The organism is Fontibacillus panacisegetis (assembly GCF_900102215.1).
Taxonomy (GTDB): Bacteria; Bacillota; Bacilli; order Paenibacillales; family Paenibacillaceae; genus Fontibacillus; species Fontibacillus panacisegetis.
The window spans coordinates 1-14179 of sequence record NZ_FNBG01000021.1 but is presented as its reverse complement, the minus strand read 5'-3'; the positions used below and the strand labels follow the sequence as shown (position 1 = coordinate 14179).

Here is a 14179-nt window from a genome sequence, read left to right as displayed (position 1 = left end):
ATGCACTACATCCGCCTCATCTTTTCTTTCAGGTTATCACACCCCACGTTATCCGGCTTATGGTACGCTTTTCTTTGGATGATGATCGGTGCTTTGGGATTATCCTTATTGCTTCAGTCTGAAATAATTGAAGAAACCGATCTTACTTTGTATATCTATATCGTGCATTCCCTATCGGCTTTGTTTGGTGGACTGGTATCAGGAAAACGTGCTGGTCGTAAGGGATTGTATCAAGGTGCTGTAACAGGATTGTTTTATGGAGTGTTGCTTTTTATTATCAGTTTTCTGGCCCTCGACAGTTCTTTAACATTTAGCGATCTTTCACTTCTCATCCCGGCCTTACTTATCGGTGCAGCAGGCGGTGTGCTTGGAGTAAATTTGCATAAAAAATAAGCTTTGGTTACATTAATTCTCCGGTTATGGTAATCTGGTCATATCTGTCCCAGTTTACATAAGGAGGATTTATCATTGCAATTTCACTCGATGTTCTCAATTTCAGCACTGACGGTCGTTGTAACATTGATTCTAATTGGCATAGGAACCTTGTCCAACCCATGGCGCCCTATTGTCAGTTTCGCAAAGGAACTCATCCATTCTAAAGTTTTCTTGATTATGTTTTTATCCATGATTGGGGTACTCTTACTTAACAGCCTAGAGCTTAAGTTTGAAGAGAGTATTTCCTATAACGCGGATTTCACACCTTGGCTTTTCTCTCTTGAGGGTAAGTTTGTGGCTACCTTCCAAAGCTGGTTTCATTCGGATTGGATTACGACCATATCTTCTTTTTTCTATCTAGTTGTATTCCAGGCACTAATTCTATCATCCTTAATCATTTTTGCTGGTGAGAGAAGGCTTCAGTTTCTTAAAGCTACCTGTTGTGCTGTAATGATTAACTATTTGATAGCAATTCCCTTCTATCTGTTAATTCCAGTAAATGAAGTTTGGTCCTTTGCTCCTTCAGGCGCTTCTTTATACATGCTCGAGGCTTTTCCTGAATTTAATACGCTATATCGTCCGTTATCCGGCATAAATAATTGCTTTCCGAGTCTTCATACATCGATTTCAGTTACTGTTGCCATACTGGCTGTTCGATCCGGAAATCGCATTTGGGCAGCAATTGCAGTCAGTAGTGCTGCTATCATTGTATTCTCCATATTCTATTTAGGTATTCATTGGCTAATCGATATGCTTGGCGGACTTATTCTAGCAGGTGTTGCGTCCTCTCTCGGCTTGAAATGGGCAAATCGGTTCCAAGATCGAATCGATATCCCACATGACATTCAGGCATAATAATTTTTTTTCAGAAAATACGCCCAACGATCAGTAATCAAAGTCCCGTTCGTCTGAAGTGCATTGTCAATGTAGCCATGGGGTGGCTTATATTTCTTCTGTAAGGCAATTACTTCCTCAAAGAAGTCATTATAATATCTCTGAGCTAGACTATAGTTTTCTTTTCGCCATCTTAGACCATCCTTTTTTTGAGCCTGAACATCTCAATTTTACAAGTATGGTCTAGTTGGTCAAACCCTTGATCCCTCCACCCGCATAGCGGGTGGTTTTTTGTTTCGCACGCTTCGCGAGCTCAACTGGCTTAAGCCATAATCATAACCACCCGTCCAACGGGTGGTTTGCTCTAAGGCTATAAGCCTTTATTACCGGCTCGCGTCTAAAGGCGCTAGCTTTCACTTCGTTCAAGCTACTATGCCTTTGCCTCTTTTGCCTACCCCTGAAGGGGTGCTTTTATTACCTGCTATCCCTTGAAGGGATTTTCATATTCCTTCACACTCAGCTTATCCAGTGCGATATCGTGACTTTCCTGCTCCTGAATATATTTTCGAATCGTTGCTTCGTTCAGACCTACTGTACTGACATAATAGCCTTCTGCCCAGAAATGACGATTTTCGTATTTATATTTCAAATTTGCATGTTTGTCGAAGATCATTAATGCACTCTTTCCCTTCAGGTATCCCATAAAGCTCGATACGCTCATCTTCGGTGGAATACTCACCAGCATATGGATATGGTCCAGCATTAAATGTCCTTCTAGTATTTCTACTCCTTTGTAATTGCACAGTTGCTTCAGTATATCTCGTATACTCTCCTTGTATTGATTGTATATCGCTTTTCGTCTATACTTTGGGCTGAATACGATATGATACTTACACATCCACTTTGTATGTGACATATCACTTCGATTAGCCATTAAACCACCTTATCCTTTCGTTATACATAGTAGCTTGAACAACTCTATTATAACGTCCGCATCAGGTGGTTTTTTGCTATAAGCTTGACTACACCACCCGCATAGCAGGTGGTTTTTTGTTTCGCACGCTTCGCGAGCTCAACTGGCTTAAGCCATAATAAAAGAGCTATCCGATGGATAGCCCTGCATGTGTATACTTTTTAGCTCTTCCCGCTACTTGCCTTTCGGCAGTACTTCAACCGCAATCTCCGCCCATTTCTCTGAGCTGTACGGCGATGTCTCTCCCCCTACGAATACGTCCAGACTAAGTATTTTAATCAAATAACTGCCTGGCTCATTGATCGCGATCGACCCGTTAAACTCTCTATTCTCGTTCATCTGAACGACTGTTCGGTTGCCGCTTGTTTGATAGTCTCCATTCTGAAACTTCATCAATTCCAATCCAAGACTCTGAATATACTCCGTAATGACAGATCCGCTAATTTCAATGGCTTCTCCAGCCTGTACCCGCAGGTAGCCTTGTGTTGGTTTATTAAATACGAGATTATTCGCATACGTATCATGGGTATATCGGACAGGAATCAAGGATGGATCTTTAACGATCCGATTGACGATGATGTCTGCAGATGGATTGTCACTGGAATGAATCTGCAGCGGATTCGGTCCTGGACGGAGATCAACGGAAAACTCAACCCGATTAAATTCACGAGTTCCAATTTTGATCGACTTGTCGTTGGTCTTTGACCCTTTACTATCCTGAACGGCTAACATTCCGTCAGGACCCAAGCGTTGCATTAAAGAAACTTCTCCGTACCCTTTTTGAACCAATGAACTGAACGTGATACGACCTGCCTCTGTCGTATAGACAGGGTGCAGAACCTTCGCTGACATCTCACTCCACGTCAACTGCAAAGTTCCCTGGCTCCAGTTATAGTTGATCCCCATCCGTGGCAACATTGAAACTGGAACATACAGCGTATTGTTTTTCATAAACGGTGGCAGAATTTTCTGCGCATCATCGAGCACTGTAAGTTTGCCGTTCGATTCAGTATATAGTTTGGGGCTGTCAGGCTTGAAATGAATGGTTGAAAAGTAAGTCGGATGATCTGGACTAAACTCGACCCAATAACTATTCGTTTTTGTGCTTTTCATGATCTTTCCAACATGCGCTAGCTCTAGCCACTTGATCGGTAAGTAGAGGTTGCCGTTCTTCATAAGCAGCGGAGAAGCTTTCAAGGACTCCGAATCCAATGTGATGGATGACTTGTTCAATTTTGCAGATATTTTGTGCGATATCAATTGAAACACGGCCGCGTCATTTTCAATGATCGGCAGCTCAGATATCGATGCCTGAGCATAGCCAACCTGTAACGGAAGGGCAATAGAAGCAAGCAACCCGGCACATATCAATAATTTCGTAATAATTCGTCGCACGACGTGATCGCCACTTTTCATTTTTTTATATAGACGAATGATGCTGCAAAATGTTGCGGTGCAACTCATATATAATAGAGCGATCAAAATAATTAAATGCGACTCCGCGTTAATATGTTCCCGTTCACTAGCTTGAAAAAAACAAGAAAAGAATCCCACCGTTAAAAAAATGTGGAGTTCTCTACAACCTTGACACTCGTAAACGAGTGTGCTCTAGGGCATTTATGATTTGTTCTTATACTTCTCTGCTATTAGTGATGTTCTCACAGAAGCTTGTAAAATCTGGACTCTTAGATAGACCATAGGAAAGGATTTTTTTAATAACAGTCTCTACAACAGTCTCTACAATAACTTGCTCAAGATCGTCTTGACGTCCAGTAGTAACATTCATGCGTTGACTCCGAATTGCAGGGAAAATGGTTTGAATAATTGATTCTAATGCTTCAAGATTTCCATTTTGTGCGAGCTAAACTAAATCAAAAAGATCATTCTCCATAGATTTCCTCACTTTGGCTCGTTTACTTTCGGTTAGTTTGTCGAGTTTCTTTTCAAATCGAGTAAGTAGATACGCAGTAAGAACAATAGGAAATCCAACCTGGCTTATTGCTGTAAGTAAGTATGTAAATGGTTGTTGTCCCTCCCCCATAATCCCCCCTTCCCTGCATTGCTTTACGAAGTTTGTCTAATGCAGACACTCGAATTTTGCGGATCGCGAGGCTGTCCCAAAAGTTATCTAAGATAACTTTGAGGGACACTTTTTTTTGCAGTGGAAAGGCAAAATATCAGGAAAAGAATGTAAAAATACAGTTTTTTTTAAAGTTGCTATAAAAGGATGAACAGAAGCCTGCAAAAATGCAGGAATATGGTTCAGAATAGACTGGTTTGAAAAGAATCCTTAGAGAAAGCCTGCACATTCGCAGCAATTTAGGGCATTTAGAGGCTTTACATGATCAAAGCCTGCACATTTGCAGGAATTTCAGGAATTCCGCATCATGACACTATTACACATGAGATACGGTCATAGAATGTGGCAGGATCAAGCGGTGCAGGGTGTGGGGATCGTCTTCCTTGCACGGCTATTTCTAGTTTTGACAATAAACCTACTTTTGGGACAGCCCCTTTCTTTAGACAAAAAAATAGCCCGCAATGCGGGCTATCCTACAATCTCATCTAACAGCAATTACCGAATTCGATTATTTGCTCTCTGAAGGCGTGTCCACGCGATGACTGATCGCATTGCGATCAAAAGTCAATTTAGTTACATCATTCACGCGTAGAACAACCGTATCGTCTGCCATTTCCATAATCGTACCATGCAAACCACCGATCGTAACGATCTTATCACCCTTTTGAAGAGCGTTAAGCATGTTATTACGAGTTTGCTGTTTTTTCTTTTGCGGACGAATCAATAAGAAATAAAATACTGCAAACATAAGCACGAGTGGAACAATGAAAGAAATTAGCGAACTCGTTCCTGATGGCGCAGCTGCTGCATATTGAAACATGTACATTTCCTCCTTCCCCTTTATGTCCTGAATCCATTAAAATCCTTTTTCATTGCCAATCAGACCGTACTGTTCAAAAAACTCATCCCGAAAATCAAGCAATCTGTCATCCATAATTGCCTGACGAACCTTGCCCATCAGATTAACCAGGAAATGCAAATTGTGATATGTAGTCAGCCGAAGTCCAAACGTTTCATCTGCTTTAATCAAATGGCGGAGATACGCTCGGGAATAGTTCCGACAAGTATAGCAATCACACTCAGGATCAAGCGGTCCAAAGTCTTTAGCATACTGAGCGTTTCGAACGACCAATCTGCCTTGACTTGTCATTGTTGTACCATTACGCGCAATCCGGGTAGGCAACACACAATCGAACATATCAATTCCACGAATTGATCCCTCAATAAGTGCATCCGGTGAACCGACTCCCATCAAATAACGAGGCTTGTCTGTTGGCAAAAGTGGAACTGTATAGTCCAGCACATCATACATCAAATGCTTAGGCTCACCTACACTCAGTCCACCAATAGCATACCCCGGGAAATCCATGGAAGTCAAATCTCTAGCGCTCTGTTTGCGCAAATCTTCGTACATACCACCCTGAACGATAGCAAACAGGCCCTGATCGTCAGGACGTGCATGACTTTTGAGGCAACGTTCAGCCCAACGAGTTGTACGCTCTAGCGAATGCTTCACGTAATCATACTCAGCTGGATATGGAGCACATTCGTCAAAAGCCATCATGATATCTGAACCCAGCGCATTCTGGATTTCCATAGCAACCTCGGGAGAGAGGAACAACTTATCACCACTTAAATGAGAACGAAAATGTACGCCTTCCTCTGTAATTTTACGCATCTCACTAAGTGAGAACACTTGGAATCCACCGCTATCGGTCAATATCGCACGATCCCAGTTCATGAACTTATGCAGCCCTCCAGCTTCCCGAATAATTTCATGACCCGGACGCAAAAACAAATGATACGTATTGCTCAGAATAATACGCGCATCCATTTCCTTTAATTCCTCAGGGCTCATTGTCTTGACTGTAGCCTGAGTTCCGACCGGCATAAATACTGGGGTCTCAATTATGCCATGGGGCGTGTGTACACGTCCCAGCCTAGCACCGGATTGTTTGCACGTTTTGATATGTTCGTAGGTTATTGCTGCCAATATTATCAACCATCCCTTTTAATATATGAACATTGCATCGCCAAAGCTGAAAAAACGATATTTCTGTTCGATCGCTTCCTTGTATGCGTTTAAAATATTTTCCCGACCTGCAAGTGCACTTACCAGCATCACTAATGTGGATTTAGGTAAGTGGAAATTAGTAATCAGGGCATCCACTAATCCAAACTCATAGCCAGGATAAATAAAAATACCTGTCCAACCGCTGCTTTTAACCACAGGACCATTCCCGCATTTTTGAGCCACTGTTTCCAGCGTCCGTGCAGATGTTGTGCCTACAGCAACAACACGGCCTCCTCGGGCTTTAGTTGCATTAAGAAGGTCAGCTGTTTCCTGTGGAAGCACGTAGTATTCCTCATGCATTACATGATCCTCTACACGATCAACCGACATCGGCCGAAAAGTCCCTAATCCCACATGAAGTGTTACAAAAGCAATATCGATTCCTTGATCGGATATTTGCTGCAGCAAAGATTCTGTAAAATGAAGTCCAGCTGTAGGTGCAGCGGCAGAACCTTCATGCTTGGAATATACCGTCTGATACCGCTCCTGGTCTTCGAGTCTTTCTTTAATATATGGTGGAAGAGGCATTTGACCCAATCGGTCTAAAATTTCATTAAAAATTCCTGTGTATAAGAAACGAAGAACACGTCCACCCATTTCTCCCTCAGATTCAATCGTCGCTTTTAATTCATCACTAAAAACAATCACTGAGCCTGTTTTTAATTTTTTTCCCGGCTTAACAAGAGCTTCCCAGCAATCTTCACCCAAATTTTTGAGCAGTAATACTTCAGCTTTTGCTCCAGTATCCTCCTTAACACCAAACAAACGTGCTGGAATAACTCGAGTATCATTTAGCACTAGCGTGTCGCCAGGACGCAAATATTCCAATATATCTGAAAACGTATGGTGCTCTACACTTCCATCATTTTTATTCAGCGTTAACAACCGTGAAGCACTGCGATCCGTCAATGGAGTTTGAGCAATTAATTCTTCTGGAAGATCAAAATCATATAATTCAACATTCATTATTGTTCATTCCTTACAATAGACACATTTTGATAGTAGTGTTGCAAAATTTGACGATAATCATACCCTGCGTCAGCCATGCCTTTAGCGCCCCACTGGGACAAGCCGATACCATGACCATTTCCACGTCCTACAAACATAAACTCATTACTTTGTTCAACAACTCTCGATACTCCGTCCGCACCCAGTACGACTAAATTGTTGCCGCTGCTTGTCTTTACGCCGGACGAAGACAATACTGTTGTCCCTGAAGTCGATGTCGCCGTTGACCTAACGTCTCCAGCACCTTGTACAGTATACCTTCCGATAGCAACAATATCAAACAGCGTGCTTGGAAGTCCGCCTAACGCTGATCTGTAAAGATCAGGATATTTTACATCCAGAATTTGACCATTTGCTTTAACCTGCAATACCCGGCCAGATGGACCTCTTTGGGTCACTTCCAGGTTCGTAATAGTAGCTGGAGCTTCCGTTACAGTTTTGCCTTTTAACGATTTCACCAAATCATCGGAACTGAAAGGACCTCTAACCCAAGCATATGAGTTCGACTCACTCACCTTGTCCAAAATGATCGCCTCATCACCTGGATTCATTTTAGCAACAGGTTCTACGTTAGATTGAATTATTGGCAATGGTCTGACCATAACAGAGCTCGTTGTGACCGCGAGCTTTTTAAGCCCTGCAGCTGTAGATCCACCCGTTAATACAATGTTATCTTCACGAATATACCCTGTCTTGCCAGTCGACAAAAGAACATGATACCAGGATTTCAATGAAGCCTCAGCCGCCTTGTCCTCTTGGCTCAAAGTACTTGAATATATGGAATTTACACTGTTCCACACTTCTGATGAATCTGCTGTTACCCCTCCACTATTAGAAGAGAAAACACCTTCGACAACCTTGCCATTTGCCATGATAACTTCTCCAGCTGTACTATCAACAGCCTCTGTTATGCTTGCAATCTCTTTATCCACCCCGTTATACACCTGACTTAACGTCGTGTCTACGAGTCCTGCTACTTTGAACTTATTAATAGCTGAATTATATAGAGCATAGCTGCGAGCAGCCACAGCTTGTGCTTTCAATGATTCCAGATGCCATGACGAAGGAACCTCGGCAGCTACAACAGAATAAAGGTACTGATCCAACGAAATCTCATTGACGAGTGCCAATTGGCCGTTATAATTGCTAATTTCAAAATCTCCACGATACTGACGCGCAGAACGTTCAGTTACCTGAATAACCGATTGCTCTCCATCTCGAATAATCAGCCTAGCATCAGCACCTGTCAATTTATAATGATCCACCGGAGAAGGAGCTTCAAGATTTAGTGTAGCATCTTTAAATTCAATAAGACCTGTACCCTGATTAACAGGGGCAAGTGATACTTGCGGCATAGTTTGAGCAAGTTGTGCCTGCAAGCCTGCCAGATCATTTTCACTAGCCATTCCACCGACCCATACAGCAAATTGCTGTGGAGCAGTTAATACAACGTATGCGTCAACCCCTTGGCTGCTGATGCTTTGACGAAGGCTTTCAGCCTCACCCTTACTTCCGAAGCTTCCTGCAGTGTAGTAATAACTTCCTCTAGCCTCAGGTGCTTGTCCTTTTAATTGTCCTGGTATAGAGGAAGCGACTCGTGTAGCTGCCTTGCTAGCTTCATCAGCGGTGGCGTATGGTCCGGTAAAGATTTGATAGAGTGTGCTTCCTCCTTGATCCAGAGCAATTAATACAGGCTTGTCCGCAGTGCCTTGAAGCTTCTTAACTGCAGCGGAAACGATGCTCCAGTCCTTGCTCTCCATCGCTTTTACCTTGAATCCGTCAACACTGAACCGTGCCGATTGTCCGGCATTCAATTGAACCCAGCTTTCAAATCCCCCTCCAAATGAGAATCCTGCCGACCACTCTGATTCTGCTTTGAGAGTAACTGCTGGAACAGTTGATTTATATGTGCTCCCCGCATCTAGAAACAGGGCAACACGAACAGTACGATCTATGGATGAATCAGCTGAAACCGATGATACCGGCAATTGTAATGCACCTAGCAAAAGAAATCCAGAAAGGATTCCTTTTCCCCATCTACTTATTTTCATACTCGTTTTATCTAATACCACAATCTGCTCCTCCTCATTTACTGATGTTCAGGAAACGGCAAACCCAGATGCTGATAGGCTGCAGCCGTTACTATACGTCCTCGAGGTGTACGTTGCAAAAATCCGATTTGGAGTAAATATGGTTCATATACATCCTCTATCGTCTGACTTTCTTCTCCTATGGTTGCTGCTATCGTATCAAGGCCAACGGGGCCACCTCTAAAGCTTGTAATCATCGCCTGCAGCATTTTGTAATCGATCAGATCCAGTCCCATATTATCTACCTGCAGCATTTGCAGAGCTTCTCTTGCTATATCCGTGGTAATAAGCCCATCACCGCGCACTTGCGCATAATCACGCACCCGTCTAAAGAGACGATTTGCAATCCGAGGCGTTCCCCGAGATCGAAGAGCAATCTCGTCTGCAGCATCTCCAATGATTTCTATACCAAAAATATCAGCCCCACGAGAGACGATGAAGCTCAATTCCTCTGTCGCATAAAATTCCAGACGGCTTACAATTCCAAAACGGTCACGAAGTGGAGCCGAGAGAAGACCTGCACGAGTAGTAGCTCCTATCAAGGTAAATGGGGGCAGATCCAGACGAACGGATCTTGCGCTTGGCCCTTTACCGATCATGATATCCAGCGCAGAATCCTCCATTGCCGGATAGAGCACCTCCTCAACTGTACGGTGCAATCTGTGTATTTCATCGATGAATAATACATCGCCCTCTTGCAGGTTCGTAAGTAAAGCAGCTAGATCCCCAGGCCGTTCAATAGCGGGCCCTGATGTCGTCCGAATGTTTACACCTAGCTCATTAGCAATGATGTTGGCTAGCGTAGTTTTACCGAGCCCCGGAGGACCATACAGCAGTACATGGTCAAGCGCCTCTTTTCGCATTTTGGCTGCTTCTATATATATCTTCATATTTTCCTTTATCTGATTCTGTCCGATATACTCCGCCAAATAACGAGGACGAAGACTCAGCTCTACAGCCTGGTCTTCCATCATCAAATTAGCAGAAATAATTCGATCTTCCATCATCGATCCCTTGCACTCCTTCCTTCTTGCTCACCATTAACCCGCATAGAGCAGCTTAAGGGCTTTTTTCATCACAGAGTCCACTGCTTCATCTGGACCTACACTGTCTTTCAAACGCAGCCATACACGATCCAGCTCTGTATCAGTATAACCGAGCGCTTTAAGCCCTTCTCTCGCTTCCGGCCAGCCGGAGTTCCCTTCTTGAGCATCACTAAGTACCGGCGCTTCGTCAAATAATGAAGGTGCACCCATTCCATCCAACTTGTCCTTCAAGTCCAAAATCATTCTTTGTGCTGTTTTCTTACCTATTCCCGGCAACTTTATTAAAAAGCTGATATTCTCCTGATGAATTGCCGCCACCACATGATCCGGACTTCCGCCGCTTAATATGCCTAGAGCTACACGTGGTCCTATTCCAGACACTTCAATAAGCTTCCGGAACAATTTCTGTTCTTCTCTCGTCGAGAATCCAAATAATAAAATGGCGTCCTCACGTACATGGTGATGAATGTAAATCGTAACGATCTCATCTTTTTTTGTTCCATACACGTAGGGGTTCGGACAAAACACACGATAACCAATACCATGTACATCAAGTACTACATATTCTGTTTCTAATAAGGCAATCTGCCCACGTAAGAAATCTATCATTTCCGCAATACCTCATTCAATTTGGAATTTAGAGTATACGAATGTGCATGGCAGATTGCTACAGCAAGAGCATCCGCAACATCATCCGGTTTTGGTATAGCTTGAAGCTTCAAAAACATTCTAGTCATTTCCTGAACTTGTTTTTTCTCTGCCTTGCCATATCCGACAATAGCTTGTTTTACCTGCATGGGTGTATATTCAGCTATTGGCAATCCTTTTTGAGTAGCAGCCAGTACCATAACTCCTCTAGCCTGTGAAACGGTCATTGCTGTCGTTACATTACGATTGAAAAACAATTTCTCAAGGGCAACCGCATCAGGTTTGTATTTATCAATGAGCTGCACTATTCCTTCATATACATGAAGCAGCCGTTCTTCTTCAGGAGTATGCGCCTCAGTCTGAATGCATCCGTATTGTACAGGGACACATTTACTACCTTGTTTATCTATAAATCCGAAGCCTACGATAGCAATACCGGGGTCGATGCCTAATATCCGCAAATGTTGTCTCTCCTCAAATGCCCTGTTTACTCGAACAAATAGTTTGAATAAGCGAACATATGTATTCACTTCATTATATCAAAAGTTTAGACATGTTGAGGAAAAAAGTTTGCAAACAAAAAGAGACGAATTACTCGCCTCTTTTATCACCACTACTTTATCTCATTTTTCGCTTTGCTCATTTAGCTGATTTAACTATCTATGTTGACCCTGTCCTATTGCATAATCACTAAAGGTGGAAAGCACGCTGTTATATTCGGATACATCCTGCACCCGAATACCTTGTTTCAATTGTTTCAGCACTTCTTCAGGGAGTGCGCTTTCCATTGTACCAACATCCAGTTGAAAAAAGGTTTTGATGACCTTCTCGTCCTTAGGTGGTCCTTCAAACAGGCTTAAGTTTCCGTTCTTATCTACTCCGATGTATCCATCCTGTTGACACTCCTCAGATAATCCTTCAATGGACTCTTCCAGCCATACATCTCCCCCAGCACCAACTCTTCCAATCCAATCTGGATGCTGCTTCATTAATTCTGTAATTTCTATCGGTGACAATATGCCGAGTACAGAGCTTTCTTCTTCTCCACAAGTATATTTTTTATTCAAATGAACGATCCGAACCTGCTCTGATCTTCTGATATCATCGAGCCATTGATCTGATGAATCTTGATCTGAGCTTTCCTTCTGTCCAATCGCTAGTTTATCTATTTCGTGTATTTTTCCTAGCGTCTCCATCACACCTGGTTGCGTAGTCATTAGTTTTTCCATTTGATCAGATAGAGGCACACCAAGCCAAGCCATCAGCCCTACTAAGCCACAAGCACCAATGGTCCAAATTGCACGTCTCCATCTTTTCCAACGTCTTCTGAGCTGTTTTTTAATCCGGTAAATATTCACGATAATCCCCTTCTGTCGACTTTATTGTATATTGTGACCTAAGAAATTATGAAATATACAATAACAATACAAGATCAAAAGGAGAGCAAGTAAAAAAGACAGCCATTATCCAATGACTGTCTCGGTCGTATCGGGATGACACGATTTGAACATGCGACCCCCTGGTCCCAAACCAGGTGCTCTACCAAGCTGAGCTACATCCCGAAATATGATGCCGGTGAAGGGACTCGAACCCCCACGGTTTCCCTCACGATTTTGAGTCGCGCGCGTCTGCCAATTCCGCCACACCGGCACATTATGAAATTAATGGCGCGCCCTAAGAGATTCGAACTCCTGACCTTTTGATTCGTAGTCAAACGCTCTATCCAGCTGAGCTAAGGGCGCATAATGGAGCGGACGACGGGAATCGAACCCGCGACCCTCGCCTTGGCAAGGCGATGCTCTACCGCTGAGCCACGTCCGCATGCGGTAATGAAACAATGGTGAGCCATGAAGGACTCGAACCTTCGACACCCTGATTAAAAGTCAGGTGCTCTACCAACTGAGCTAATGGCTCTCATAGCTTATTCAAAGATGTAATGGCGGAGCCGACGGGATTCGAACCCGCGGTCTCCTGCGTGACAGGCAGGCATGTTAGGCCTCTACACCACGGCTCCACAGTAAATTTTGAAACTTTACTCAAATTTGGATTTGAGTATAATTGCGGGGGCAGGATTTGAACCTGCGGCCTTCGGGTTATGAGCCCGACGAGCTACCGGGCTGCTCCACCCCGCGTCAGTATTAACTCATCATACTCATTAAAGAAGTAGATGGTGGAGGCTAACGGGATCGAACCGCTGACCCTCTGCTTGTAAGGCAGATGCTCTCCCAGCTGAGCTAAGCCTCCATATGATTGATTCTAATATTGATGGTGACCCGTAGGGGATTCGAACCCCTGTTACCTCCGTGAAAGGGAGGTGTCTTAACCCCTTGACCAACGGGCCTTAAATGGCTCCCCGAACAGGACTCGAACCTGTGACAACTCGATTAACAGTCGAGTGCTCTACCAACTGAGCTATCAGGGAATAATGCTTGGCGGCGTCCTACTCTCCCAGAACCCTTCGGTTCAAGTACCATCGGCGCTGGAGGGCTTAACGGTCGTGTTCGGGATGGGTACGTGTGGAACCCCTCCGCCATCGCCACCAAACGGGCATTTGTAGCACAAATGCTTATTATTCAGGTCACAGCATCGCCAAATGCTGCAAGCAATTTAACCTTATGTATCACTTGGATAACCATCAGGCTGTTCTTGTTCCCTGAAAACTGGATACGAAACTAGATTTGCAAGTTAGACCTGAATGAATCAGGAATTTGGATAAGCCCTCGACCGATTAGTACCTGTCAGCTCCATACATTGCTGCACTTCCACCTCAGGCCTATCAACCTCGTCGTCTTCAAGGGGTCTTACTGATTGGGAAATCTCATCTTGAGGGGGGCTTCACGCTTAGATGCTTTCAGCGCTTATCCCTACCGCACTTAGCTACCCAGCTGTGCTCCTGGCGGAACAACTGGTGCACCAGCGGTGCGTCCATCCCGGTCCTCTCGTACTAAGGACAGCTCCTCTCAAATTTCCTACGCCCACGACAGATAGGGA

Annotated in this window: 13 protein-coding genes, 10 tRNA genes and 2 rRNA genes; 2 read left to right on the top strand and 23 right to left on the bottom strand. The window is 43.8% G+C overall.

Annotated elements, in window-relative coordinates:
- Nucleotides 1-393 (top strand): TIGR04086 family membrane protein, encoded by a 393-nt coding sequence (locus tag BLS49_RS16625; RefSeq protein WP_091233039.1) that lies wholly within the window; start codon nucleotides 1-3, stop codon nucleotides 391-393.
- 75 nt (nucleotides 394-468) lie between these two features.
- A complete protein-coding gene (locus BLS49_RS16620) occupies nucleotides 469-1290 on the top strand; it encodes a phosphatase PAP2 family protein (protein ID WP_245742491.1) in 822 nt (273 codons plus the stop codon).
- A gap of 460 nt (nucleotides 1291-1750) precedes the next feature.
- Here the strand turns inward: BLS49_RS16620 and tnpA are convergent, their stop codons facing one another.
- From tnpA to BLS49_RS16505, 23 genes are all read right to left on the bottom strand, one after another.
- The gene (gene tnpA, locus BLS49_RS16615; RefSeq protein ID WP_091233036.1) at nucleotides 1751-2203 is read right to left on the bottom strand and encodes an IS200/IS605 family transposase; all 453 of its coding nucleotides are present in this window, start codon (nucleotides 2201-2203) and stop codon (nucleotides 1751-1753) included.
- A gap of 213 nt (nucleotides 2204-2416) precedes the next feature.
- Entirely contained in the window at nucleotides 2417-3637 is a 1221-nt protein-coding gene (locus tag BLS49_RS16610) for a hypothetical protein (protein WP_091233032.1), read from the bottom strand.
- A 466-nt stretch (nucleotides 3638-4103) separates the two neighbouring features.
- Nucleotides 4104-4283, bottom strand: coding sequence for a YvrJ family protein (locus BLS49_RS16605; protein WP_091233029.1), 180 nt, complete (start codon nucleotides 4281-4283; stop codon nucleotides 4104-4106).
- Between the two features lie 547 nt (nucleotides 4284-4830).
- Nucleotides 4831-5148, bottom strand: a complete 318-nt coding sequence (gene yajC, locus BLS49_RS16600) for a preprotein translocase subunit YajC (RefSeq protein WP_091233027.1) — start codon at nucleotides 5146-5148, stop codon at nucleotides 4831-4833.
- A 30-nt stretch (nucleotides 5149-5178) separates the two neighbouring features.
- Nucleotides 5179-6318 (bottom strand): tRNA guanosine(34) transglycosylase Tgt, encoded by a 1140-nt coding sequence (gene tgt / locus BLS49_RS16595; protein WP_091233224.1) that lies wholly within the window; start codon nucleotides 6316-6318, stop codon nucleotides 5179-5181.
- Between the two features lie 15 nt (nucleotides 6319-6333).
- Entirely contained in the window at nucleotides 6334-7362 is a 1029-nt protein-coding gene (gene queA, locus BLS49_RS16590) for a tRNA preQ1(34) S-adenosylmethionine ribosyltransferase-isomerase QueA (protein ID WP_091233023.1), read from the bottom strand.
- Nucleotides 7362-9476 (bottom strand): SpoIID/LytB domain-containing protein, encoded by a 2115-nt coding sequence (locus tag BLS49_RS16585; RefSeq protein WP_342707210.1) that lies wholly within the window; start codon nucleotides 9474-9476, stop codon nucleotides 7362-7364. Before BLS49_RS16585 ends, queA begins: the two co-directional genes overlap by 1 nt.
- 17 nt (nucleotides 9477-9493) lie before the next feature.
- Nucleotides 9494-10498: a Holliday junction branch migration DNA helicase RuvB gene (gene ruvB, locus BLS49_RS16580; RefSeq protein ID WP_091233219.1), complete on the bottom strand. Its 1005-nt coding sequence runs from the start codon at nucleotides 10496-10498 to the stop codon at nucleotides 9494-9496.
- A gap of 36 nt (nucleotides 10499-10534) precedes the next feature.
- Complete coding sequence (gene ruvA / locus BLS49_RS16575; RefSeq protein ID WP_091233020.1) at nucleotides 10535-11149, bottom strand: Holliday junction branch migration protein RuvA; 615 nt, start codon at nucleotides 11147-11149, stop codon at nucleotides 10535-10537.
- Nucleotides 11146-11649, bottom strand: a complete 504-nt coding sequence (gene ruvC, locus BLS49_RS16570) for a crossover junction endodeoxyribonuclease RuvC (RefSeq protein ID WP_091233017.1) — start codon at nucleotides 11647-11649, stop codon at nucleotides 11146-11148. Before ruvC ends, ruvA begins: the two co-directional genes overlap by 4 nt.
- 195 nt (nucleotides 11650-11844) lie before the next feature.
- On the bottom strand, nucleotides 11845-12546 hold the full coding sequence (locus BLS49_RS16565; RefSeq protein WP_091233013.1) for a BofC C-terminal domain-containing protein: 702 nt from the start codon (nucleotides 12544-12546) through the stop codon (nucleotides 11845-11847).
- 130 nt (nucleotides 12547-12676) lie between these two features.
- Nucleotides 12677-12750, bottom strand: a tRNA-Pro gene (locus BLS49_RS16560).
- Nucleotides 12751-12758: 8 nt separating this feature from the next.
- Nucleotides 12759-12838: transfer RNA gene (locus tag BLS49_RS16555), tRNA-Leu, on the bottom strand.
- A gap of 15 nt (nucleotides 12839-12853) precedes the next feature.
- A tRNA-Arg gene (locus BLS49_RS16550) sits at nucleotides 12854-12930 on the bottom strand.
- A 4-nt stretch (nucleotides 12931-12934) separates the two neighbouring features.
- A tRNA-Gly gene (locus BLS49_RS16545) sits at nucleotides 12935-13009 on the bottom strand.
- 17 nt (nucleotides 13010-13026) lie between these two features.
- Nucleotides 13027-13102, bottom strand: a tRNA-Lys gene (locus BLS49_RS16540).
- A gap of 23 nt (nucleotides 13103-13125) precedes the next feature.
- A tRNA-Asp gene (locus tag BLS49_RS16535) sits at nucleotides 13126-13202 on the bottom strand.
- Nucleotides 13203-13246: 44 nt separating this feature from the next.
- Nucleotides 13247-13320 (bottom strand) — tRNA-Met (locus BLS49_RS16530).
- Between the two features lie 36 nt (nucleotides 13321-13356).
- Nucleotides 13357-13432: transfer RNA gene (locus BLS49_RS16525), tRNA-Val, on the bottom strand.
- Nucleotides 13433-13454: 22 nt separating this feature from the next.
- A tRNA-Glu gene (locus BLS49_RS16520) sits at nucleotides 13455-13529 on the bottom strand.
- Between the two features lie 5 nt (nucleotides 13530-13534).
- Nucleotides 13535-13610, bottom strand: a tRNA-Asn gene (locus BLS49_RS16515).
- Between the two features lie 5 nt (nucleotides 13611-13615).
- Nucleotides 13616-13732 (bottom strand): 5S ribosomal RNA (gene rrf / locus BLS49_RS16510).
- 164 nt (nucleotides 13733-13896) lie between these two features.
- A 23S ribosomal RNA gene (locus BLS49_RS16505) occupies nucleotides 13897-14179 on the bottom strand; the annotation flags it as partial.